This is a genomic window from Mesorhizobium sp. M1428 (assembly GCF_040317515.1).
Classification (GTDB): domain Bacteria; phylum Pseudomonadota; class Alphaproteobacteria; order Rhizobiales; family Rhizobiaceae; genus Mesorhizobium.
The window spans coordinates 612,041-633,288 of the sequence record NZ_JAMYKT010000001.1 but is presented as its reverse complement, the minus strand read 5'-3'; the positions used below and the strand labels follow the sequence as shown (position 1 = coordinate 633,288).

The following is a 21,248-nucleotide window of genomic DNA, read 5'->3' as shown; positions in this document are numbered from 1 at the left end:
GGAATTCAGCAGAAACGTTATTCAGCGTCCTTGGCGGCCTTCTTCTTCGGCGTGGCCTTTTTCTTCGGCTCTTCAGCGTCGTCGTCGGCCTTGTTGGCGTCCGCTTTTTTCGCAGCCGCCTTCTTCGCCGGCTTGGCCTTGGTTGTCTCAGTATCCTCGTCGTCGGCCAGCAGCTCTTCCTTGCTGACTTTGACATCGGTGACAGAAATCTGGCCGAGCAAATGGTCGACCACCTTCTCTTCGAACATCGGCGCCCGCAACGTGTTCAGCGCTTCGGGATTGTTGCGATAGAATTCGAAGGCTTCCTGCTGCTGGTTGGCCGGATAGCGACGCACCTGCTCGAACAGGCCGCGCTGCAATTCCTCGTCCGTCACGGTGACGCCGGCCTTCTCGCCGATTTCGGCGAGAACCAGGCCGAGACGCACGCGGCGCTCGGCAAGCCGCATATATTCGGCACGCGCTTCTTCTTCCGTCGTCTCTTCGTCGGCAAAGGTGCGTCCGGCAGCTTCGAGGTCGCGGTTGACCTGGTTCCAGATGTTGTTGAACTCGGCCTCGACGAGCTTGGACGGCGCCTCAAACGAGTAAGCAGCGTCGAGTTGGTCGAGCAACTGCCGCTTGACTTTCTGGCGCGTTATCGAGCCGAACTGGTTCTCGATCTGACCGCGCACCACCTCGCGCAGGCGCTCCAGCGATTCCAGGCCGAGATTTTTGGCCATCTCGTCGTTGATCTCAAGTTCGCCGGGCTTCGACACTTCCTTGACGGTCACGTCGAAAGTGGCTTCCTTGCCGGCCAGATGCGCCGCCTGGTAGTTTTCCGGGAAGGTGACCGTGACCTGCTTCTCGTCGCCGGCCTTGCTGCCGACCAGCTGGTCCTCGAAGCCGGGGATGAATTCCTTCGAGCCGAGCACCAGCGGCTGATCGGCGCCGGCGCCGCCGTTGAAGGCTTCGCCGTCAATCTTGCCGACATAATCGATGGTCACGCGGTCGCCCTCGGCGGCCTTGCCGGTCTTCGGCTCGTAAGTGCGGGCGGATTCAGCGACACGCTTGACCTGCTCGTCGATCTCTTCGTCCGGCACGTCGAACACCTGGCGCGTCACCTTGATGTCGGAGAAATCCTTGATCTCAATCGGCGGAATGACCTCGTAGTTCAGGCGGAACTCGAAATCGGCGCCGCCGGCCAGGATCTTCTCGGCTTCCTTCTCGTCCTCGGTCATGATCACTTCGGGCTGCATGGCGGCCTTTTCGCCGCGCCCGGTGATGATTGAACGGGTCGAATCGTTGAGGATCTCGTTGACCACTTCGGCCATGAACGATTTGCCGTAGACCTTGCGCAGATGCTGGACCGGCACCTTGCCAGGGCGGAAGCCGTTGATGCGGACCTTGTTCCTGGCGTCGGTAAGCCGCGCCATCAGCTTGGCTTCCATGTCACCGGCCGGCACGGTGATCTTGATCTCGCGCTTGAGACCGGAGTTGAGCGTTTCGGTGACCTGCATCATAAAACCTTTGTTTCCACCAATGAGGCCGTCAAACGGCCCCTGCCGTTTACAGCCTGCCGGTATGATCTTGCCGGGAATGGCTTTTGGTGCGGGACTTGGCGATCTGTCCGCCCAACGCGGCACAAATCCTCCAGAAATACGCTCCAAAATGTGAATAAGTCTTTGTTTTTCCTACTTCTTATCACATTCTGCAGAAGCGGATCGTCGCGTCCCGTCACATTCGACACGCCTTTTGTCACAGGCGACGCTGATTTTCAACCATCTTTGCATTCCGGCCAATGATGCCGATATCGGCCCTGACATTGACAGAATGATGGCTACATGGGATTGGCCGGGCAATGCGGATGTGGCGGAATTGGTAGACGCCCTGGATTTAGGTTCCAGTGCCGAAAGGCGTGGGGGTTCGAGTCCCTTCATCCGCACCACCCTTCGCTCTTCGAGCTTCGGGTGGCACGCCATCTGAGCCAACTCGACAGACGAAGGGAATCCTCCGAAGCCTTGGCGAAGGAGGACTAATAAAGCGGCTCCTCGAATAGCGTCTTGTCACCGTCCACCAGCGCCTTGATCTGCGCCGTGCCGTTGGCCGCGATCGCCACGCGGATGCCGAACGGCCGCACCCGCATGTCGTTCTGGATCGCTATCCCCTCGCCTTCCGGCAGATAGAAGCGCTCGATGCCGTACTCCGGCGCGATCGTCGTTTCTCCCTGGCTGATATCCCACCCCTCGGAGACGTGTCCGACGATATCGGCTTCACCGGATGCTGCCGGCACCGGCGCTTGCCCGAACCAAGCCGCGGTCGGCCCCCAATAGCCGTCGGCGCCCTGCTTCAGCCTGACCACGATCGACGTGTTCTCCCTGGAAAGCTTGCCGGCCGGAATGTTGCCGATCAGCTTCACCGATATGCGCGAAATGTCGTAGCCGAGCCGAATGTAGTCACCGCGCAAGAGATCGCGCGGATCGATCGGCTCGACCTTGAGCAGGACCTGCTTGCCGTCGCGCAGGATCGCCGCGCGTCCGGCGATGATCCAGCTCAGAAAGCCGATCTGGACGAGCGCCAGGGCTACCGCCGAGATGATCAGTCTCTTGCCGGTCATCATGCCGCCGCTCCTGTCATGTTCGGGGCGTTCATGCGCTTTTCTATGCGAATGATAATGAAAGCAAGAACGGCGAGAAGCACCGCCGCCGCAAGGAAGAAGCCTGCCGTGTCGAGCATTGATTGCAGCATCACCACATAGATGATAGCGAGTTCGAAGGCGAAGCCCGCATAGGCAACCCAACGCAACCCCCGGCTCTCGCGGCCGCCCAGCACGATCGCCGCGACGATGCCGGCCAGCACAACAGCCGATGCAATGGCGAAGCCGCTATTGTAGCTGCTTTCATCCGCCAGTTCGAATTGGATCATCGCCAGGCCGGTGAGAAAGCCGATCAGCGCGTGCAAGGGCAGCCTGCCACCCAGTTGCAAGATCCTGTCGACCGGCCCGGCAGCAAAGATCGCAGCGGTAAAAAGCAGCACCGACGCGGCAACGAGCGGGATGGCAACTTGCAGCGTGTCGTATTGCATGACCAACAGCACGAGGTAGAAGAGGACCGACAGGATGATCAGGTGGCGCGCCGCCTGGCTGCGCGTCCAGAACGAAACGGCGAAGAGAACCAGCGCCATGACCACGAAGAGATGCGGAAATTCCGTGCGCCGGAAGTAGTCGAATCCTCTCAGGAACAGCCAGGCATCGGCGATGCCAACGGCAGCGACGGTCAGCGGGTTTGAGCGCAGCGCCACCGCCGCCAGCGCCGTGCCGGCGCCACAGGTGATCAAGGCCGAGGCCTCGTCGCCCGATAAATGATACATCTGGCCGATCAGCGCGATCGAACCGCCGAATGCCGCCGCTGCGACGATCCACAGCGCTTCGCCGATCGCCGCATGGTCGCGCATCTTCAGCACCGCGCCGCCGACATAACCGGCAAGGATTACGGCAAAAAGTGCCGCGACCCGCACCAGCCGCGGGATGACTTCCCAGTTGGCGGCGATAAAGATCAGGACTGCTGCGCCGAACAGCAGCGCCGCCATCATCGCCAGGATCGAGCCGAAACTCAGCGATTTGCGTTCGTTTGCCTCGACGTCGCGCGTTAGAGCCTCGGCTATCGGCGCGTCGATCAGGCCAGCCTGCTGCCATCGCGCGATATCCGACCTGACCCGTGACGAATAGCTCGCCATTGCCCCTCCCCCTTTCCTTGGTTCTTTTAGCTCATCCGGCCAAGCGTTTGACCTAACGGCATTTTCCGATCTGGGCGGAAAACCGGACGCGTGTTAATGTTGCATTGCACAATTTGCATTGCTGCCATGCACCAATAGCGCTTTTAAATCGATATGACCCCACCTATTTTCACGGTGCACACAAAGACGGAATGATCCGAAAGAAAGACGAAACGAGAATACCATGAACCTGATCCGCAACTATCGCAACTGGCGCCGCTACCGGGACACCGTGTCCGAGCTGAGCCGCCTGAGCACCCGTGAACTGACCGACCTCGGCATCAGCCGCAGCGACATTCATTACGTCGCCCGCAAGGCGGTCTAATCCTTCGGACCGCAAATGGTCCGAGCCAGTTTTGAAAAGAGAACGACAATGAACCTGATCCGCAACTATCGTAACTCGCGCGTCTACCGCGAGACGGTTACCGAGCTGGGTCGCCTGTCGAACCGCCAGCTCAACGATCTCGGCATCGTCCGTGACGAGATCAAGATGGTCGCTCGCAGGGCGATCTAACAACAAGAATTTCGCCAGGGTCGACCTCCTCCCCGACCCTGACGGATACGGTCAGCCTTCACCTCCTCCCGAGGGTTGACCACAAAAACGGCGCCCGCCGGACCTCCTCCCCCGGCGGGCGTTGTTTCTAAAAGGGTTTCGCGCCCTTCCAAACGGCGAAAAGAATTTCGTCAAAGCCGACCTCCTCCCCGGCGATGGCGAATACGGTCGATCTTCACCTCCTCCCGAGGATCGGCCAACAAAACGACACCCGCCGGACCTCCTCCCCCGGCGGGTGTTGTTGTTTTGGGCGGTCTTTCCCAGGCAGCCCACTTGCGGTGCGATCCCCTGGCAATTGCAATCCTTGCGCCAAGCGACTATTTCGGCGCTCATGGACAAGAACCCCATTCACATTATCGGCGGCGGACTTGCCGGTTCCGAAGCCGCCTGGCAGGCGGCGCAAGCCGGCGTTCCCGTTGTCCTGCATGAAATGCGTCCCGTCCGCGGTACCGACGCGCACAAGACCGACGGGCTGGCCGAGCTCGTCTGTTCCAATTCCTTCCGCTCCGACGATGCGCAAACCAATGCCGTCGGCCTGCTGCACGCCGAAATGCGGCTGGCCGGTTCACTGATCATGAGTGCCGGCGATGCGCACCAGGTGCCGGCCGGCGGTGCGCTCGCCGTCGACCGCGACGGATTTTCCGAAGCGGTAACCCGGAAGCTCGAAGCCCACCCGCTCATCACCATTCGACGCGAGGAAGTGCCCGGCCTGCCGCCGGCGGATTGGGACCAGGCGATTATCGCCACCGGCCCGCTGACCGCGCCTTCGCTCGCTCAATCGATCGCCGAAGTAACCGGCGCCGACGCGCTCGCCTTCTTCGATGCCATCGCGCCAATCGTCCATTTCGACACGATCGACATGGATATCTGCTGGTTCCAGTCGCGCTACGACAAGGTCGGGCCTGGCGGCACCGGCAAGGACTACATCAATTGCCCGATGGACAAGGAGCAGTACCTTGCCTTCGTACAGGCGCTGGTCGACGGCCAGAAAACCGAATTCAAGCAGTGGGAAGGCACGCCCTATTTCGACGGCTGCCTGCCGATCGAGGTGATGGCCGAGCGCGGCGTCGAGACATTGCGCTACGGGCCGATGAAGCCGATGGGGCTGACCAATGCGCACAATCCGTCCGTAAAGGCCTATGCCGTCGTCCAGCTTCGCCAGGACAATGCGCTGGGCACGCTCTACAACATGGTCGGCTTCCAGACCAAGCTGAAGCACGCCGAGCAGGTGCGCATTTTCCGCACCATCCCCGGGCTGGAGAATGCCGAGTTCGCCCGCCTCGGCGGCCTGCACCGCAACACCTACATCAATTCGCCGACGCTGCTCGACGCTTCGCTGCAGTTGAAGTCGCGGCCCGGCCTGCGTTTTGCCGGCCAGATCACCGGCTGCGAGGGCTATGTCGAGAGTGCCGCCATCGGCCTGCTTGCCGGGCGTTTCGCGGCCGCCGAAAGGCTTGGCCGTGCACCATCGCTGCCGCCCTTGACCACCGCCTTCGGCGCGCTGCTCAACCACATCACCGGTGGCCATATTGTCTCCGACGACGAGACGGGAAAGCGCTCCTTCCAGCCGATGAACGTCAATTTCGGCCTGTTCCCGCCCGTGGACGCGCCAAAGATCGAAGGCAAGCGGCTGCGCGGCAAGGACAAGACGGTCGCCAAGCGGCACGCGGTGACATCGCGCGCTCTGGCCGACTGCCGCGAATGGCTGGGGCTGCCTTCCCGGGCGGAGGCTGCGGAATAACGGTCGGGTTGGCTACGCGGCAGCCTCTATGCGACCGGCCAGCCTTGCGTCGCGCGCCGGAACAAGAGCCAATGCCGGCGCAAGGCCGAAAGCCGCACCGCGCCATCAAGCGGTGAATGGCGGGAGCCGTCCATCTTGCCGAGATAGGCGCCCGTCAGAGCCAGTGGCAGAAAGGCCGGCCGCAGCGAAACCGGTAGAGCGGACGCTCCCTGCTCGAAAGCGGAAAGATGCTCGCGTGCCAGCGCGACCATCGCGGCTACTGCGCGTTGCGCGCCCGGCCCGCCGTCGTCTGTAACGAATTCTTGCGGCGACGTTCCTGCGGCGGCCAAGATGTCGGCCGGGACAAAGCACTGTCCCCGCTTGCGGTGCGGCGGCAGCAGCAGCAGGAGACCGGTCATCGCCTGCGCACAACCTGCCCTGCCGGCAAGTTCGGCAAAGCGCGGCGCTTCGACCGGATCGAGCACCATCGCCGCAAGCTGGATAAGTGCTGCGGCAGTCTCGCCGCAATAGCCTTCGAGATCGGTGCGCGACGGCATCGGGTCGTCATAGAGATCGAAGATGCGCGCTTCGAGCATGTTGTCGAAAGCGGCCTTGGGCAGGCGGTGAGCGGAAATCGTCGCTCTCAGCGCGTCCGCCACGGGATGGCCGACCTTAGCGCGATCCTCTTCGGCTGCGATGACGTCTCGCCACCATTGCAGCCGCACCTCCCCCGGCAGCGCCTCGTGGATGCGATCGCGTATGCCGGCGACTTCGGCATTGAAGGCATAGAGCGAAAACAGCGCGTCGCGCTTGTTCTCGGGCGCATAGAGCACGCTGAGATAGCGGTCATGATCGGCGGCACGCACGGTCTCAATGACGACTTTGGTGTTTTCGGTCACGTCAGTCGACGGCGATGAGTGCTGCGGCCACGGCGCGGTCTTCCGCCAGCAGCACATTATAGGTCCGCACCGCCGCCCCGGTCGACATCGGATCGGCGGAAATGCCCGCTTCTTTCAGCGCCGCACGCAGCGCTGCAGGCAATGGCCTCAGGTCCTTGCCGCTGCCGACCAGCAGGATCTCGACCGTGGCGGCCTCATTGAACAACTTGGCGAAATCCGCTGACGTCAGCGCCAGCGGATCGGCCGGCTCCCAGCCATAGATGCCAGAAGGCAGGCACAGCAGCGAGCCGCGATGCGACATGTCGGCAAAGCGGAAACCGCCATTGCCATAAGCCTCGATCGGTGCGCGGCCGGGGAAATGCGCCTCGCGGATGACGATGCCCTTGGCCACTTTTGAGGCAAGCCGTCAGGTGGCTATGGCTTTGCCGCCGCCCACCGGCTTTTCCTCATCGGACGCTGTGGCCTGCGGCCGCAGCTTGAACAGGATAAGCAGTGGCGCGGCGATAAAGATCGACGAATAAGTGCCGAATACGACGCCGAACAGCATCGCCATGGTGAACGAGCGGATCACCTCGCCGCCGAACAGCACCAGCGCAAGCAGCGCCAGGATTGTCGTCACCGAGGTCAGCGTCGTCCTCGACAGCGTCTCGTTGATGGCGTTGTTCAGCAATTGCGGCAGCGGCATTCGCTTGTATTTTCGCAGATCCTCGCGAACACGGTCATAGACGACGATGGTGTCGTTGAGCGAATAACCGATGATAGTGAGGATCGCCGCCAGCGACGACTGGTTGAATTCGAGGCCGGTGATGACGAAGAAGCCGATCGTCATGACCACGTCGTGCACGGTCGCAACTATGGCGCCGACCGCGAACTGCCATTCGAAGCGGAACCAGACATAGATCAGAATACCAAGCAACGCGACAAGCATGGCGATGGTGCCTTGCTTGGCAAGTTCGCCCGAGACCGTCGGCCCGACCACTTCGACGCGGCGGAAATCATACTGGTCCTGCAGCTCGCCGCGCACCTTGTCGATGACGGTCTGTTCGGCGTTCTCGCCACCCTCCTGAGTACCGACGCGGATCAGCACGTCGTTCGGCTCGCCGAACTGCTGAACCTGCACTTCGCCGATATTGAGTTCCGTCAGCCTGCCGCGGATGTCGGCCAGATCGGCATTGCCGGCCTTGGACTGCACCTCGATCAGTGACCCGCCCTTGAAATCGATGCCGTAATTGATGTCGATGGTCATGAACCCGATGACCGACAGCACCGAAAGCACGCTGGACAGTGTGAACGTCCAGCGGCGGATGCCCATGAACGGAATTTTCGTGCCGGGTGGAATGAACGTCACAGGCGCCCGCGGCAACTCCTTCGGACGGGCGCGGCGAAGCCAGATCGACACCAGCAGGCGGGTGAAGGTGAAGGCGGTGAAGACCGTGGTCAGGATGCCGATGGCATAGGTGACGGCAAAGCCCTTCACCGGCCCGGTTCCGAGCCAGAACAGCACCACGGTCGCGATCAGCGACGTCACGTTGGAATCGACGATGGTCGCCAGCGCCTTGCTGAAACCGGTATCGATCGCCTGAATGACCGAGCGGCCGGCACGTCGCTCCTCGCGGATGCGTTCATAGATGAGAACGTTCGAATCGACCGCCATGCCGATGGTCAGCACGATACCGGCGATGCCGGGTAAGGTCAGCGTCGCTCCAAGCAGCGACAGCAGCCCGACGATCATCGCCACATGCACCGCCAGCGCGATGTTGGCGAGGAAGCCGAGGAAGCCGTAGGCGATGAACATGAATGCCACCACCAGGATCGACCCGATGATGCCGGCGACCTTGCCGGCATGGATGGAGTCCTGGCCAAGTCCCGGCCCCACCGTGCGCTCTTCGATCACCGTCAGCGTCGCCGGCAAGGCGCCGGCGCGCAGCAGCACGGCGAGGTCGTTGGCGCTCTCGGCGGTGAAATTTCCCGATATCTGGCCGGTACCGCCCGGGATCGGTTCACGGATCTGCGGTGCCGAAATCACCTGATTGTCGAGGATGATGGCAAACAGCTTGCCGACGTTCTGTGCCGTCGCCTGCCCGAACCGCTGCGCCCCTTTCGAATCGAACCGGAACGAAACAACCGGCTCGTTGGTCTGGGAATTGAAGGTCGCCTGGGCATCGACAAGGTTTTCACCGGAAACGATGACGCGGTTCTCGATCAGGTACGGAACCGGCGGGTCGTCCTGCGAATACAGCACCGAGGATCCCGGCGGCGGACGGCCGTTCAGCGCGTCCTGCACCGGCATCGATTGGTCGACCATCTGGAACGTCAGCTTGGCGGTCTGGCCAAGAATTTCCTTCAGCCGCTGCGGGTCCTGGAGACCAGGCACCTGCACCAGGATACGGTCGTCGCCTTGGCGCTGCACGATCGGCTCGGTGGTGCCGAGTTCGTTGACGCGACGCTCGACAACCTGGATCGCCTGCGTCAGCGCCGTCGAGGTGCGATATTTGATCCCCGCATCGGTAACGGCAAATTTGAGCAGGCCAGGCTCGGAATCATCCAGCGTCATCTCCTGGATGGAGCCGCCGCTGAACAGGCCTGCGGCCACCGGATTGGTCAATGGTTTCAAGGCTGTCTTGGCAGCGTCGATCTGTGCGGGATCGGTGATGCGGACCTGCACCGTGCGGCCCGTTCCGGAAAGGCCGGTATAGCCGATCTTGGCATCGCGCAGCAGCGTCCTGATTTCGTCGCGCGTCGTCTCCAGCCGATCCTTGATCAAATCGTTCGGATCCATCCTGAGCAGGATGTGCGAGCCGCCCTGCAGGTCGAGGCCGAGCGTCATCTGCCGCTTCGGCACCCAGTCGGGCAATTTGGCCAGCGTGCTGGCGGAAAAAAGGTTGGGCGCAGCGAGGACCACTGTGGCGGCGACGGCCAGCCAGATCAGGATCATCTTGAAGCGCGAAAAATAAAGCATCAGTTCTTATCCGTTCAGGCGTACAAGCGGCAGCGTTCCGCCATCGGTCGGTTTACGGGCATATTTCTAATTCTGACCACGGCCGGCCCTATCGTGCTTCCTCGGCGATTGTCAATCTTGCTGGCAAGGGGCCGGTGCGCAGCAGCAAGGCGAGGTCATTGGCGCTTTCAGCGGTGAAATTTCCCGATATCTGACCGGTGTCGCCTTCAATGGGCTCTCGGATAACAGGCGCCGAAATAACCTTATCGTCTAATATAACTGCAAACGGCTTGCCGATATTCTGCGTCGTAGCCCATTTGAAACGCGCCGTACCCCGGGAATCAAGCCGGAATGAGACGACAGGCTCATCGGTCGCCAAATTGCGGGTTGCTTGCGCATCCAGCACATTTTTACCGGAAAGGATAACCCGATTTTCGATCAAGTAGGGAACCGGAGGATCGTCCATCGAATAAAAAACCGCCGAGCCGACGGGCGGGCGGCCGCCGATTGCCTCGTCGACTGGCATCGACAGATCAACGAACTGGAAGCTCAGGTGACCGGGCCGGGTGAGAATTTGTCCTAGCCTTTGCGGATCGGCAACGCCCGACGTGCGGACCAATATGCCGTCTTCATTCGTTGACCGAACCACCGAGTGGGCGCCCAGGTCGCGGATACGATCTTTGATGACCTCAACCGACTGTGCGAGCGCGGCCGAAGTTCGATACTTCAAACCTGCATCCGTTACGGTGAATTTGAGCAGGCCGGGCCTACTGTCGTCCAGGGTCATTTCCTGGACACCGCTGTCCGCGACAGGATCGGTCACCGTTTTGAGTGTCGCCTTGGCGAGGTCAAGCTGAGCCGGATCTGTTATGTGCACTTGAACGGTCCGACCCGAACTGGCAAGGCCGGTATAGCCGATCCTTGCTTCGCGTAGCAGCGACCGGACCTCGTCGCGTGTTGCTTTCAGCCGGCCCTCGATCACGTCGGACACATCCAACCTGAGCAGGATGTGTGGACCATCTTGCTGGCTTGCTTCAACGGTTGACCGGCTTTCGGCAAGCCATTCTGGTCGCATGGTATAACCGGCGGCGAAGATATTGGTCGCGTGGAAGATAAGCGTGCTGGCTACGGCAAGCCACGTCAGGATCAGCTTCAGGCGCCAAAGGTGGAACATATGCCGTCGTTCGTCAGAGCCCTGCCCGCGGATCGTTCCGCCGGCAATTCGGTTATTTCTTGGCGTTCTGGTTCGCCACCGGCTCGCCCTTGACGCGCACCTCGGCGATCGTCGAGCGCAGTGCCGTCACCTTGATGCCGCCAAGGTCGACTTCGAGCTCATTATCGTCGATCACCTTGGTCACCTTGCCGACGAAGCCGCCGCCGGTGACCACCGTATCGCCTCGGCGGATCGCCGAAAGCATCTCGCCGCGCTTCTTCAGCTGCGTGCGCTGCGGCCGGATGATCAGAAAATACATGATCACGAAAATCAGAGCAAACGGTACGATCTGGATAAACATTGCGGACGAGTCCCCGCCGATGCCTTGGGCGTATGCCGGTGTCACGAACATCGAGGTACTCCTGAATTTTGAAAAACAGCCGCCAAACGGTTTTGCGGAAATTTGACGGCCCCGCCAAATTTGGCCGGAATATAGTCGGTAACGTTGCCAATGCAACTGCGCGGGCGGGCAAATCGGCTGCTTTTCCGGCCTGGTGAGCTGTGTTAGAGGGTGATCCCGAAAAGCGACGCTCGGTTTCGGCAAAAGATCATGCCCGAACAAATGCTTGGGACGAGTTTCGAAACCGCTGAAATCAGGTAGGTTGGCCTGCCGCACCGTCCTGAATGCGAAACAAAAAAGACAAGAGATGACCGACAGCAGCATCGATATCCTGAGCCAGAAGCTCGACCGCCTGATCGAGGCGGTCGCCCGCCTCGCGCCACCGCCGGTGCCGCAAACCGACCTCGGCGAGGCCGATTGCTTCGTCTGGCAGGCCGATCCCGGCTATCTGGAGCCGGTGCTCAAGGTCAACCGCGTCGACATCGGCCTGATCCGCGGGGTCGATCGCGTCCGCGACATATTGGTCGACAACACCGAGCGCTTCGCCTCCGGCTATGCTGCCAACAACGTGCTGTTGTGGGGCGCGCGCGGCATGGGCAAATCGTCGCTGGTCAAGGCGGTGCACGCCGCGGTCAACGCTTCGACAAAGCTCGACCTGCCGCTCAAGCTTATCGAGATCCATCGCGAAGACATCGACACGCTGCCGAAGCTGATGGGACTGCTGAAGGCAGCGCCGTTCCGTTTCATCCTGTTTTGCGACGACCTGTCATTCGACCACGACGATACATCCTACAAATCGCTGAAGGCAGCTCTTGAAGGCGGTGTCGAGGGCCGCCCGGCCAACGTCATCTTCTATGCCACCTCGAACCGGCGGCATCTGTTGCCGCGCGACATGATCGACAATGAGCGCTCGACGGCGATCAATCCGTCCGAAGCGGTCGAGGAGAAGGTTTCGCTGTCGGACCGTTTCGGCCTGTGGCTTGGCTTCCACAAATGTTCTCAGGACGAATATCTCGACATGATCGACGGCTATGTCCGCCATCACGATCTCGCGATCGATCCCGAGACGCTGCGCGCCGAGGCGCTGGAATGGGCGACGACGCGCGGCAGCCGTTCGGGCCGCGTCGCCTGGCAGTTCACCCAGGATCTGGCAGGCCGGCTCGGCAAATCGCTCAAGGATTAGCCGCTCAAGGACGAACAACAGAAGAAGCCCGCACCTTGCGGCGCGGACTTCCTCGGCGGGCTGAAGGTCAGGTGGCCCGCAAATCGCTTTTCGTTTTCTATTCGAGATAGGTCGAAGGATCGACCGGCGCCGAGTTCTTGCGCACTTCGAAATGCAGTTTCGGCGAGTCGGTGGTGCCGCTCATGCCGGACAGGGCGATTTCCTGGCCGCGCTTGACCTTCTGGCCGCGCTGCACCTCGATCGAGCTGGTATGGCCATAGACGGTGACCAGACCGTTTTCGTGCCGCACCAGCACCGTGTTGCCGAATTCCTTGAGGCCGTCACCGGCATAGATGACGACGCCGTTTTCAGCCGCCTTGACCGGCGTCCCCTCGGGCACGGCAATGTCGACGCCATCCTTGCCGCCGCCGAAGCTTGAGATCACACGGCCGCGCACCGGCCAGCGCATCTTGCCGACGCCGGTTGCATCCGGCGCTACCGCATCGTCGTCCTCGGCCTGCTGGATGACTTTCGCATCCTTCTTCGGCGGCGTGTAGGAGGCGAGCGTTTGCGTCGGCGTGGCTTTGGCCGACGGCTGGGTGGTGGCCGTCGTCACCGGATCGACCTTTGCCGGCTTCGCACTGGCGACGACAGCGGTTCCGCCTGCCGGCACTTTCAGGGTCTGGCCGATCTTGAGCAGTCCATCCTGCATGCCGTTCGCCTGCTTCAACGCGACGACGCCGACGCCGGTCTTTCTGGCGATGGCCGACAGCGTATCGCCTTGCTGAACCGTGTAAGTGCCGCCGGCACCGGCCGGCTTGGCCGCCGCCGAAGCCACCTTCGCCGCAGTCTTTCCATCCTTCGGCTGGCTCGCGGCAGCCGACGCGTCGACCTGCGCGGCAGACTTGCCTTCCCTGAGCTTCGGCTGCTGCGGCAGCACGGCCACCTTCTCCGGCGCGTCGGCCGGCTGGTCGTGCCTGGTGCCGTTCGCTGGCTTGGCATCAGCGACTTTCGGCGCGGCGCCGTTGCTCGAATACGCATAGGCCGGGATGACGAGCTTCTGGCCGGTCTTCAGCCCCTTGGTCGCGCTCAGCCCGTTGACTTTCATGATGGCGTCGGCCGGCACGCCGTAGCGCCGCGACAGGCCGGAAATGGTCTCGCCGTCCTTGACGACGATCTCGGTCGCATGTGGCGCGCCGGCGGCCGTCGCCATGCGCGGCGCGTCGGGCTCGGCATTCTTGAATGGCCTTGCCGCCGGAGCGACGGTGCCGGTTGCCGTCCTGTCGACACGAGGAGCGGCAGGCGTCAAGGCCGGCGCGGCAGCGGTGCGCACCGGACGGGCGGCAGGCGCCAGGGCGGGAGCCGGCGGCGGCAATTGCTGCGCCGTGACCGGTTCGAGGCTTGAGCGGCTGACCGACTGGGTGTGGCTGCCGTCGATCGGGGCGGCCGCAACATCGCCCGGATAGGGCTGGGCAGCGTCCTGCTTGTCGATGATGGCGCGCTGGTTGTTGGTCGAGGCGGTGAACACGTCGTCGACGCTGTTGAACCGCGCCACCTGGGAACTACACCCAGTCGCAGCGCCTGCGATCATGAGGACGGCGCAGCCACGCGCCAGATTGCGTCCGTTTGCCTTCAAAACACTGAATTGCATCGCACTAACCCGCACAGACCCGGTACAACTGAGTGTGATTAAAGCGCGTTAATGTTACCGGTCGGTTAAACCTGTAGAATCTGGCGCAAATTTTCTTAAAATATTCGGGATCGGGTGCCGGGTGCGTTGAGATTCAGGTCAGGCCGAGCCGAAAATGGTGGGTTCCGAGAACCGGAGCGGAGCGTACTTTTGGGTACGTGAGCACCGGAAGCGGAGGAAGCCGCAATTTGCAGGCCGGCCTCACCTGAATATCGACACAGCCTAAATCACCGCGGCGACGCCGCGCAGGATCGGCTGCAGCCGCACCAGGCCGATATCCTCGCGTTCGAAGCGGCTGCCGACCTTGGTCAGCTTGGCCAGCACCTGCTCGCCTTCGTCGGGTCCGATCGGCGCGATGACGATGCCGCCGCTCGACAATTGGTCGAGGAGAAAGCGCGGCAGGCTGTCGAAAGCCGCCCAGGCGACGATGCGGTCGAACGGCGCTTCGTTGGCCAGCCCGTTGGAACCGTCCGCCTGGCGCACGATGACATTGCCGATGGCGAGCGCCTCGAGGCGCTGCCGGGCCTGTTCGGCCAGCGTCTTGTAACGGTCGATGGTGACGATCCGCGCGGCAAGCCGCGACATCACCGCCGCCGTGTAGCCGGACCCGGTGCCGATCTCAAGCACGCGGTTGCCCGGCTCGATGGCAAGTGCCGCGATCACCGCCGCCTGCAGGTCGGCGCCTTCGATGGCCTCGCCGCATTCGATCGGCAGCATACGGTCCGACCAGGCGATCGAGTGGAAATGCGGAGACAGAAAGCCGCGCCGCGGCGTCGCCTCGAAGGCGGCGATCAGCGCCTTCGGCACCGTGCCCCTGCCGCGCAGGCGAAGCAGGAAGGCAGCGAAACCTTCGCGCTCGTCGACCGTTGCAGCGTGGTTCAAGCTCATGCGAGCGCCTCGGCCAGTTGATCGCGGATTTCATGCGCGGTGAGATCGAGCTGCAGCGGCGTCACCGACACCAGCCGATTGCGCAAGGCATGGAGGTCGGTGCCTTGCTTGCCCTCGACCGGCTCGCGGCCGAAGCGCAGCCAGTAGTATGGCAGGCCGCGCCCATCGCGCCGCTCGTCGACCCACAGGCTGTGGACCAGCTTGCCCTGCGAAGTGACCACAGTTCCGGCGATCTCTTCCGGCGCACAATTCGGAAAATTGACGTTGAGCAGCACGCCGTCCGGCAACGGCATGGCGACGAGCTTTTCGAGCAGCGCCGGCGCCAGCGCTTCGGTGGTCTCGTAGGGAACGACGCGGTCCTCGCCGACATAGGAATAGGCCTGGCTGATGGCGATCGAGCGCACGCCGAGCAGCGCGCCTTCCATGGCTCCGGCGACGGTGCCCGAATAGGTGACGTCGTCGGCGATGTTGGCGCCAGAATTGACGCCGGACAGGATCAGGTCGGGCGCTTCGGGCAGGATCTTTTTCACGCCCATGATGACGCAGTCGGTCGGCGTGCCGCGCACGGCAAAGTGCTTTTCGCCGATTTTCCTGAGCCGCAGCGGCTCCGAGATCGACAGCGAATGCGCATAGCCGGACTGGTCCTGTTCCGGCGCCACCACCCAGACGTCGTCCGACAGCGTGCGGGCGATGCGTTCGAGTGATGCAAGGCCCTCGGCATGGATGCCGTCGTCGTTGGTCAGAAGGATGCGCATTATTTCGATTCGATCTTTTCCAGACCGCCCATGTAAGGGCGAAGCGCTTCAGGAATGGTTACGCTGCCGTCCTCGTTCTGGTAATTTTCGATGACGGCAATGAGAGCGCGGCCGACGGCGGTGCCCGAACCGTTCAGCGTGTGGACGAAGCGGTTGCCCTTGCCGTCCTTGTCCTTGTAGCGGGCGTCCATGCGCCGCGCCTGGAAATCGCCGCACACCGAGCACGACGATATCTCGCGATAGGCATTCTGGCCGGGCAGCCAGACCTCGATGTCGTAGGTCTTGCGCGCGCCAAAGCCCATGTCGCCGGTGCACAGCGTCATGGTGCGGAACGGCAGGCCGAGCCGCTTCAGCACCTCCTCGGCGCATTCGGTCATGCGCTCATGCTCGGCAACCGAAGTCTCCTGGTCGGTGATCGACACCAGCTCGACCTTGTAGAACTGGTGCTGCCGCAGCATGCCGCGCGTGTCACGCCCGGCCGACCCCGCCTCCGAGCGGAAGCACGGCGTCAGCGCCGTATAGCGCAGCGGCAGTTTTTCGTGCGGCGTGATTTCGTCGCGAACCAGATTGGTGAGCGGGATTTCGGCGGTTGGGATTAGGCCAAGCCTGCCGTCCCCATGCCGAACGAAGAATAAATCCTCCTCGAATTTCGGAAGTTGCCCGGTTCCGAAAAGCACCTCGTCGCGCACCATCAGCGGCGGCTGGATCTCCACATAGCCGTGCTCGGTGGTGTGCAGATCCAGCATGAACTGGCCGAGCGCGCGTTCCATCCGCGCCAGGCCGCTTTTGAGCACGGTGAAGCGCGAGCCGGAAAGCCGTGCTGCCCGCTCGAAATCCATCATGCCGAGCGTTTCGCCGATCTCGAAATGCTCCTTCACCCAGTTCGGCCGCGTCGGCAGCTTGCCGACGACGCGCTTGACGACGTTGTCGTGCTCGTCCTTGCCGACCGGCACGTCGTCGAACGGCACGTTGGGCAGCACCGCCAATGCATCGTTCAGGGCCTTGTCGAGCTCGCGCTCGCGCGCCTCGCCATTCTGGATGAAGGTCTTGATCTCGCCGACCTCGGCCTTCAGCCTTTCGGCAAGGGCGGCATCGCCCGAGCGCATGGCATTGCCGATCTCCTTCGAGGCGGCGTTGCGGCGTTCCTGCCTGGTCTGCAGCTCGGTCAGATGCTCGCGCCGGGCCTCATCCGCGGCGATCAGGTCGTCGACTGTAGACTGCGCCGCCTCAGCCGACCACGAGCGCTTCTTCAGCGCCTCGACAAGGGCCTTCGGGTTCTCGCGAATCCATTTGATGTCAAGCATGGTCTGTTCGTCCTCAGGGGGCATGTCGCCCAGAAGTGCGCAGTGGTTTTGGGACCACGACATGCCCAAAACAAAGACCAGAGGGCGTAAACCGCATCTTTCATTGATGCAAGATGTCAGGCCGAGTTCCTTCGCGCCCCCCTCTGTCCTGCCGGACATCTCCCCCACAAGGAGGGAGATTGGCAGCTTCGCCGGCGGCTTGCTTTTTCAGCGCCGGAGATTGGCGAAAGCGGCAAGGACAGCCGATCTCCCCACCTGTGGGGGAGATGTCCGGCAGGACAGAGGGGGGCGCAGTCCCGCCGACATTGACGTCCGACAACACCGCAGTTTTCGCCCTGGAAACAAAAAACCCGCCTCGGGAGGCGGGTTTTTGGGGCCAATTGGCACCATACCCAAATTAGTAGCATAGCTGCCGGCACAAAGCAAGAACAAAGTTGCTGCGGCCGGCAAAAAGATGCTGCCCGCCTCAACCGAACCTACGTCGAAGACGCATCCGCCGGCTTTTCGGCCACCTCTTCGGTGGCGTCCTGCTTTTCCCGGGCCACACGGTCGCGCTCCTTGCTGCGCTCGATCAGCCGGGCCGACCAGATCGAGACCTCGTAGAGCAGGATCGTCGGAATCGCTAGGCCGATCTGGCTCATCGGGTCGGGCGGCGTCAGCACCGCCGCCACCACGAAGGCGATGACGATCGCCCATTTGCGCTTTTCGGCCAGGGCCGTGGACGACAGCATGCCGACCCGCGTCATCAGGCTGGTCACCACCGGCAGCTGGAACACCAGGCCGAAGGAAAAGATCAGCGTCATGATCAGGCTGAGATATTCGGACACTTTCGGCAGCAGCGAAATCTGCACCTGGTCATTGGTGCCAGTCTGCTGCATGGCGAGGAAGAACCACATCACCATCGGCGTGAAGAAGAAATAGACCAGCGACGCGCCCATCAGGAACAGGATCGGAGAGGCGATCAGGAACGGCAGGAAGGCGTTGCGCTCGTTCTTGTAGAGGCCGGGCGCGATGAATTTGTAGATCTGCGTGGCGATCAGCGGAAAGGCGATGACCATGCCGCCGAACATGGCGAGCTTGACCTGGGTGAAGAAGAATTCCTGTGGCGCCGTATAGATCAGCTCGACCTTGTGCGGGTCGAGCCCGGCCCATTGGGTCGCCCATCTGAACGGGATGACCAGAAGGTTGAACAGCCGCTTGGCGAAAAAGAAGCAGACCAGAAAGGCGACGAAAAAACCGCCGATCGACCAGATCAGCCGCCGGCGCAACTCGATCAGGTGCTCCATCAGCGGAGCCGACGATTTTTCGATCTCGTCCTGTTCCTTGTCCGAAACGCTCACTTGGCGGCTCCCGCCGTTTTCCTGGCGGCCGGCTTCTTCGCTCCTGACGCCGGCTTCTTCGCTGCCGATTGAACTTTCGGCTCAGCTTTTGCGGCGGCCTTCGGCGCAGCGGTCTTTGCCGGCTTCGCCGGCGCGGCGGCCGCGGCTTTCGCGGGCGCCGGCTTCTTCCTTGCCGCAGGTGCTTTTTGCGGCACGGCCGCTGCAGCCGTTTGCGCCTGCACTGCCGGCGCCACGACGGACTCGTCCGTCATCGCCGGAAAGATCGGCGTGGCGGGCGTCGGCTCCGGCGGGCTGACGCCCGGCATCGTCGTTGCGCCGTTCTTCAGCGGCTCGGCTGCCTGCTCCGTCGAAGCGGTGGCATCGACGGCCGGCTTGGGTTTCATCACGGCATCGACGCCGGAACGGACGTCGGCGGCGGCCTGCTCGAATGGATTGAGCTGCTTCCTGATCTCGGCTGCCGGATTGAGGCTTCTCAGCGAATCGACCGACTTCTTGACGTCATCGAGTTCGGCTTCCTTCAGCGCATCATTGAACTGCCGCTGGAAATCGGACGCCATGGCGCGCAGCTTCGCCGTCGTGCGGCCGAAGGTGCGCAGCATGTTGGGCAAATCCTTGGGTCCGACGACCACGATCATGACGATCGCGATCACCAGCATCTCGGTCCAGCCGACTTCGAACATGGCTATACGTTCCGACTAAAGTTTTGGGCTCAGCTTTTGCTGGCCTTTTCCTTCGGCACCGAAACGGTTTCGTCGGCACGGTGTTCGACGGTACGCTTGTCCTCAGCAGTCTCGTCGTCGGCCATGCCCTTCTTGAAGCTCTTGATGCCCTTGGCCATGTCGCCCATCAGCTCGGGGATCTTGCCGCGGCCGAAGACCAGCAGCACGATCACCAGAACGATCATCCAGTGCCAAATCGAAAATGAACCCATAGCAAATCTCTCTCGAACGGTTTCCCAGACGCTGATCTATGCGCTTTCGGGTTCGGATTCAAACAGAACTGCGACAGAGTTCATGAATGAGTGGCCGAAGTCACGCACTTTCGGCACGGCGGCCCGCTACCAATCGGCGCAGTTCCATCCTGCCTGTGGCTTTAAGATGGCGCTCGGCTCAATCTTCCGTGACGCGCGGCGTCAAAAGGCCGAGTTCTTCGAGGTCGATGTCGGTCAGCGGATCCTCGTCGTCGGTGAGCGCATCGGGGTCGGCCGGCGGCAGCGGCACCGAGAAATTCGACGGCATGCGGCCGGACAGCAGCCCCGCACCCTTCAATTCCTCCATGCCGGGGAGATCGCGTATCTCCTCGAGCGCGAAATGGTCGAGGAAAATATCGGTCGTGCCGTAGGTGACGGGACGGCCGGGCGTGCGGCGCCGGCCGCGCATTCTCACCCATTCGGTCTCCATCAGCGTATCGAGTGTCCCCTTTGACGTCTCGACGCCGCGGATATCCTCGATCTCGGCGCGTGTTACCGGCTGGTGGTAGGCGATGATCGCCAGCACTTCGAGGGCAGCGCGGGACAGTTTGCGCTGCTGCACCGTGTCACGGCTCATCAGGAAGGCGAGGTCGCCGGCGGTGCGAAAAGCCCAGGCATCGCCGACGCGCACCAGATTGACGCCGCGCCGCGCATAGATCTGCTGCAGTTCGGCCATCGCCGCGGCAATGTTGATGCCGTCGGGCAGTCGCGAAGTGAGCTGTTTTTCGCTGACCGGCTCGGCGCTGGCGAATACGATCGCCTCTGCCATCCGTACGGCCTCCGCCATGTGCAGCCGCTCGCCAGGATTCCGCGACAAATTCTGCCCCTGATTTTGTGCCGGGTTCTCGGCGACCGCGCCTTGCTCGGCGTCGTCGTCGACCTTGAACGGAATGACCGAAGCGTTGGCGCGTTCGCTCATGGTGTCACCTCGACTATCTTGATGGCCTGGGCGCGGCCGCGCAGATAAAGCGGCGCGAACACCTGGTCCTGCCGCATCTCCATCTTGCCTTCGCGCACCAGTTCCAGCGTCGCGGCAAACGAGCTGGCAACCGCGGTGCGCCGCTCTTCCGGACCGGCCAGGTACTCGACCAGGAAACTGTCGAGCGCCGTCCAATCGCGCAGCGACCCGATCAGCCTGGTCAGCACGTCGCGCGCATCCTTGAGCGACCACACGCCGCGCCTGGCGATCGTCACATTGGTGATCGCCTGCTTCTGGCGCTGCTGGGCATAGGCGGTCAACAGGTCATAGAGCGAGGCCGAATAGGCATTGCGCTTCTCGACGATCACCATTTCCGGCATGCCGCGCGCAAAGACGTCGCGTCCGAGCCGGTTGCGGTTGACCAGCCGTGCCGCCGCGTCGCGCATCGCCTCCAGCCGCTTCAGCCGGAACTGCAGCACCGCCGCCAGTTCCTCGCCGCTTTCGCCTTCGTCGCCAGGCTGCTTGGGGATCAGGAGTTTCGACTTGAGAAACGCCAGCCACGCCGCCATCACCAGATAGTCGGCGGCAAGCTCCAGTCTCAGCGCCCTCACCTTCTCGACGAAGGCCAGGTACTGTTCGGCCAGCGCCAGGATCGAGATGCGCGACAGGTCGACCTTCTGATTGCGGGCAAGATGCAGCAGAAGATCAAGCGGACCTTCGAAACCGGCGACATCGACGACCAACGCCGGATCGCCGGTCAGCCGGGAATCGTCGTTCTCGGCCCACAAGCGGTCCATCGGTGCGGCCTTG

21 protein-coding genes and 1 tRNA gene are annotated in these 21,248 nt (G+C 62.4%); 5 read left to right on the top strand and 17 right to left on the bottom strand.

Annotated features, from left to right (window positions below):
- Window positions 1–17: 17 nt before the first annotated feature.
- Window positions 18–1,493: a trigger factor gene (gene tig / locus NKG60_RS03130; RefSeq protein ID WP_352869161.1), complete on the bottom strand. Its 1,476-nt coding sequence runs from the start codon at window positions 1,491–1,493 to the stop codon at window positions 18–20.
- A 343-nt stretch (window positions 1,494–1,836) separates the two neighbouring features.
- On the opposite strand from tig, the gene NKG60_RS03125 reads away from it, so the two are divergent.
- Window positions 1,837–1,921 (top strand) — tRNA-Leu (locus NKG60_RS03125).
- An 87-nt stretch (window positions 1,922–2,008) separates the two neighbouring features.
- On the opposite strand, the gene NKG60_RS03120 is transcribed toward NKG60_RS03125, so the two are convergent.
- A complete protein-coding gene (locus NKG60_RS03120; RefSeq protein ID WP_352869091.1) occupies window positions 2,009–2,593 on the bottom strand; it encodes a GDYXXLXY domain-containing protein in 585 nt (194 codons plus the stop codon).
- Window positions 2,590–3,708 carry a DUF2157 domain-containing protein gene (locus NKG60_RS03115; RefSeq protein WP_352869093.1) on the bottom strand — a complete coding sequence of 373 codons (1,119 nt, stop codon included), beginning with the start codon at window positions 3,706–3,708 and terminating at the stop codon, window positions 2,590–2,592. The genes NKG60_RS03120 and NKG60_RS03115 overlap by 4 nt, the downstream gene beginning before the upstream one ends.
- A 223-nt stretch (window positions 3,709–3,931) precedes the next feature.
- Between NKG60_RS03115 and NKG60_RS03110 the strand changes: the two genes are divergently transcribed.
- From NKG60_RS03110 to trmFO, 3 genes are all read left to right on the top strand, one after another.
- Window positions 3,932–4,072: a DUF1127 domain-containing protein gene (locus NKG60_RS03110; RefSeq protein WP_091596947.1), complete on the top strand. Its 141-nt coding sequence runs from the start codon at window positions 3,932–3,934 to the stop codon at window positions 4,070–4,072.
- 48 nt (window positions 4,073–4,120) lie between these two features.
- The gene (locus tag NKG60_RS03105; RefSeq protein WP_352869096.1) at window positions 4,121–4,261 is read left to right on the top strand and encodes a DUF1127 domain-containing protein; all 141 of its coding nucleotides are present in this window, start codon (window positions 4,121–4,123) and stop codon (window positions 4,259–4,261) included.
- 370 nt (window positions 4,262–4,631) lie between these two features.
- Window positions 4,632–6,041: a methylenetetrahydrofolate--tRNA-(uracil(54)-C(5))-methyltransferase (FADH(2)-oxidizing) TrmFO gene (trmFO, locus tag NKG60_RS03100; RefSeq protein WP_352869098.1), complete on the top strand. Its 1,410-nt coding sequence runs from the start codon at window positions 4,632–4,634 to the stop codon at window positions 6,039–6,041.
- A 26-nt stretch (window positions 6,042–6,067) separates the two neighbouring features.
- Here trmFO and NKG60_RS03095 read toward each other — a convergent pair whose 3' ends face one another.
- The 5 genes from NKG60_RS03095 to yajC form a co-directional block, all read right to left on the bottom strand.
- Window positions 6,068–6,895 carry a phytoene/squalene synthase family protein gene (locus NKG60_RS03095; protein WP_502912289.1) on the bottom strand — a complete coding sequence of 276 codons (828 nt, stop codon included), beginning with the start codon at window positions 6,893–6,895 and terminating at the stop codon, window positions 6,068–6,070.
- A gap of 25 nt (window positions 6,896–6,920) precedes the next feature.
- Window positions 6,921–7,310: an Mth938-like domain-containing protein gene (locus tag NKG60_RS03090; RefSeq protein ID WP_352490585.1), complete on the bottom strand. Its 390-nt coding sequence runs from the start codon at window positions 7,308–7,310 to the stop codon at window positions 6,921–6,923.
- 15 nt (window positions 7,311–7,325) lie between these two features.
- Window positions 7,326–9,878, bottom strand: a complete 2,553-nt coding sequence (gene secDF, locus NKG60_RS03085; protein WP_352666061.1) for a protein translocase subunit SecDF — start codon at window positions 9,876–9,878, stop codon at window positions 7,326–7,328.
- 88 nt (window positions 9,879–9,966) lie between these two features.
- Window positions 9,967–11,031 (bottom strand): SecDF P1 head subdomain-containing protein, encoded by a 1,065-nt coding sequence (locus tag NKG60_RS03080; RefSeq protein ID WP_352869107.1) that lies wholly within the window; start codon window positions 11,029–11,031, stop codon window positions 9,967–9,969.
- A 52-nt stretch (window positions 11,032–11,083) separates the two neighbouring features.
- Window positions 11,084–11,422: a preprotein translocase subunit YajC gene (gene yajC, locus NKG60_RS03075; protein WP_352666084.1), complete on the bottom strand. Its 339-nt coding sequence runs from the start codon at window positions 11,420–11,422 to the stop codon at window positions 11,084–11,086.
- Window positions 11,423–11,717: 295 nt separating this feature from the next.
- Between yajC and NKG60_RS03070 the strand changes: the two genes are divergently transcribed.
- Window positions 11,718–12,593, top strand: coding sequence for an ATP-binding protein (locus NKG60_RS03070; RefSeq protein WP_352666059.1), 876 nt, complete (start codon window positions 11,718–11,720; stop codon window positions 12,591–12,593).
- 97 nt (window positions 12,594–12,690) lie between these two features.
- Here the strand turns inward: NKG60_RS03070 and NKG60_RS03065 are convergent, their stop codons facing one another.
- From NKG60_RS03065 to NKG60_RS03025, 9 genes are all read right to left on the bottom strand, one after another.
- Window positions 12,691–14,223, bottom strand: coding sequence for a peptidoglycan DD-metalloendopeptidase family protein (locus NKG60_RS03065; RefSeq protein ID WP_352869109.1), 1,533 nt, complete (start codon window positions 14,221–14,223; stop codon window positions 12,691–12,693).
- Window positions 14,224–14,484: 261 nt separating this feature from the next.
- The gene (locus NKG60_RS03060; RefSeq protein WP_352490590.1) at window positions 14,485–15,150 is read right to left on the bottom strand and encodes a protein-L-isoaspartate(D-aspartate) O-methyltransferase; all 666 of its coding nucleotides are present in this window, start codon (window positions 15,148–15,150) and stop codon (window positions 14,485–14,487) included.
- Window positions 15,147–15,905, bottom strand: coding sequence for a 5'/3'-nucleotidase SurE (gene surE, locus NKG60_RS03055; RefSeq protein WP_352869111.1), 759 nt, complete (start codon window positions 15,903–15,905; stop codon window positions 15,147–15,149). The genes NKG60_RS03060 and surE overlap by 4 nt, the downstream gene beginning before the upstream one ends.
- Window positions 15,905–17,209, bottom strand: coding sequence for a serine--tRNA ligase (serS, locus tag NKG60_RS03050; protein WP_352869113.1), 1,305 nt, complete (start codon window positions 17,207–17,209; stop codon window positions 15,905–15,907). Before serS ends, surE begins: the two co-directional genes overlap by 1 nt.
- Window positions 17,210–17,685: 476 nt before the next feature.
- Window positions 17,686–18,549 carry a twin-arginine translocase subunit TatC gene (gene tatC / locus NKG60_RS03045; protein ID WP_352869116.1) on the bottom strand — a complete coding sequence of 288 codons (864 nt, stop codon included), beginning with the start codon at window positions 18,547–18,549 and terminating at the stop codon, window positions 17,686–17,688.
- On the bottom strand, window positions 18,546–19,229 hold the full coding sequence (gene tatB, locus NKG60_RS03040) for a Sec-independent protein translocase protein TatB (RefSeq protein WP_352666054.1): 684 nt from the start codon (window positions 19,227–19,229) through the stop codon (window positions 18,546–18,548). The genes tatC and tatB overlap by 4 nt, the downstream gene beginning before the upstream one ends.
- A gap of 29 nt (window positions 19,230–19,258) precedes the next feature.
- Window positions 19,259–19,480, bottom strand: coding sequence for a twin-arginine translocase TatA/TatE family subunit (locus tag NKG60_RS03035; protein WP_352490594.1), 222 nt, complete (start codon window positions 19,478–19,480; stop codon window positions 19,259–19,261).
- Between the two features lie 178 nt (window positions 19,481–19,658).
- Window positions 19,659–20,438, bottom strand: a complete 780-nt coding sequence (gene scpB, locus NKG60_RS03030; protein WP_352451389.1) for an SMC-Scp complex subunit ScpB — start codon at window positions 20,436–20,438, stop codon at window positions 19,659–19,661.
- Entirely contained in the window at window positions 20,435–21,235 is an 801-nt protein-coding gene (locus NKG60_RS03025; protein ID WP_023678931.1) for a segregation and condensation protein A, read from the bottom strand. The genes scpB and NKG60_RS03025 overlap by 4 nt, the downstream gene beginning before the upstream one ends.
- Window positions 21,236–21,248: the final 13 nt, after the last annotated feature.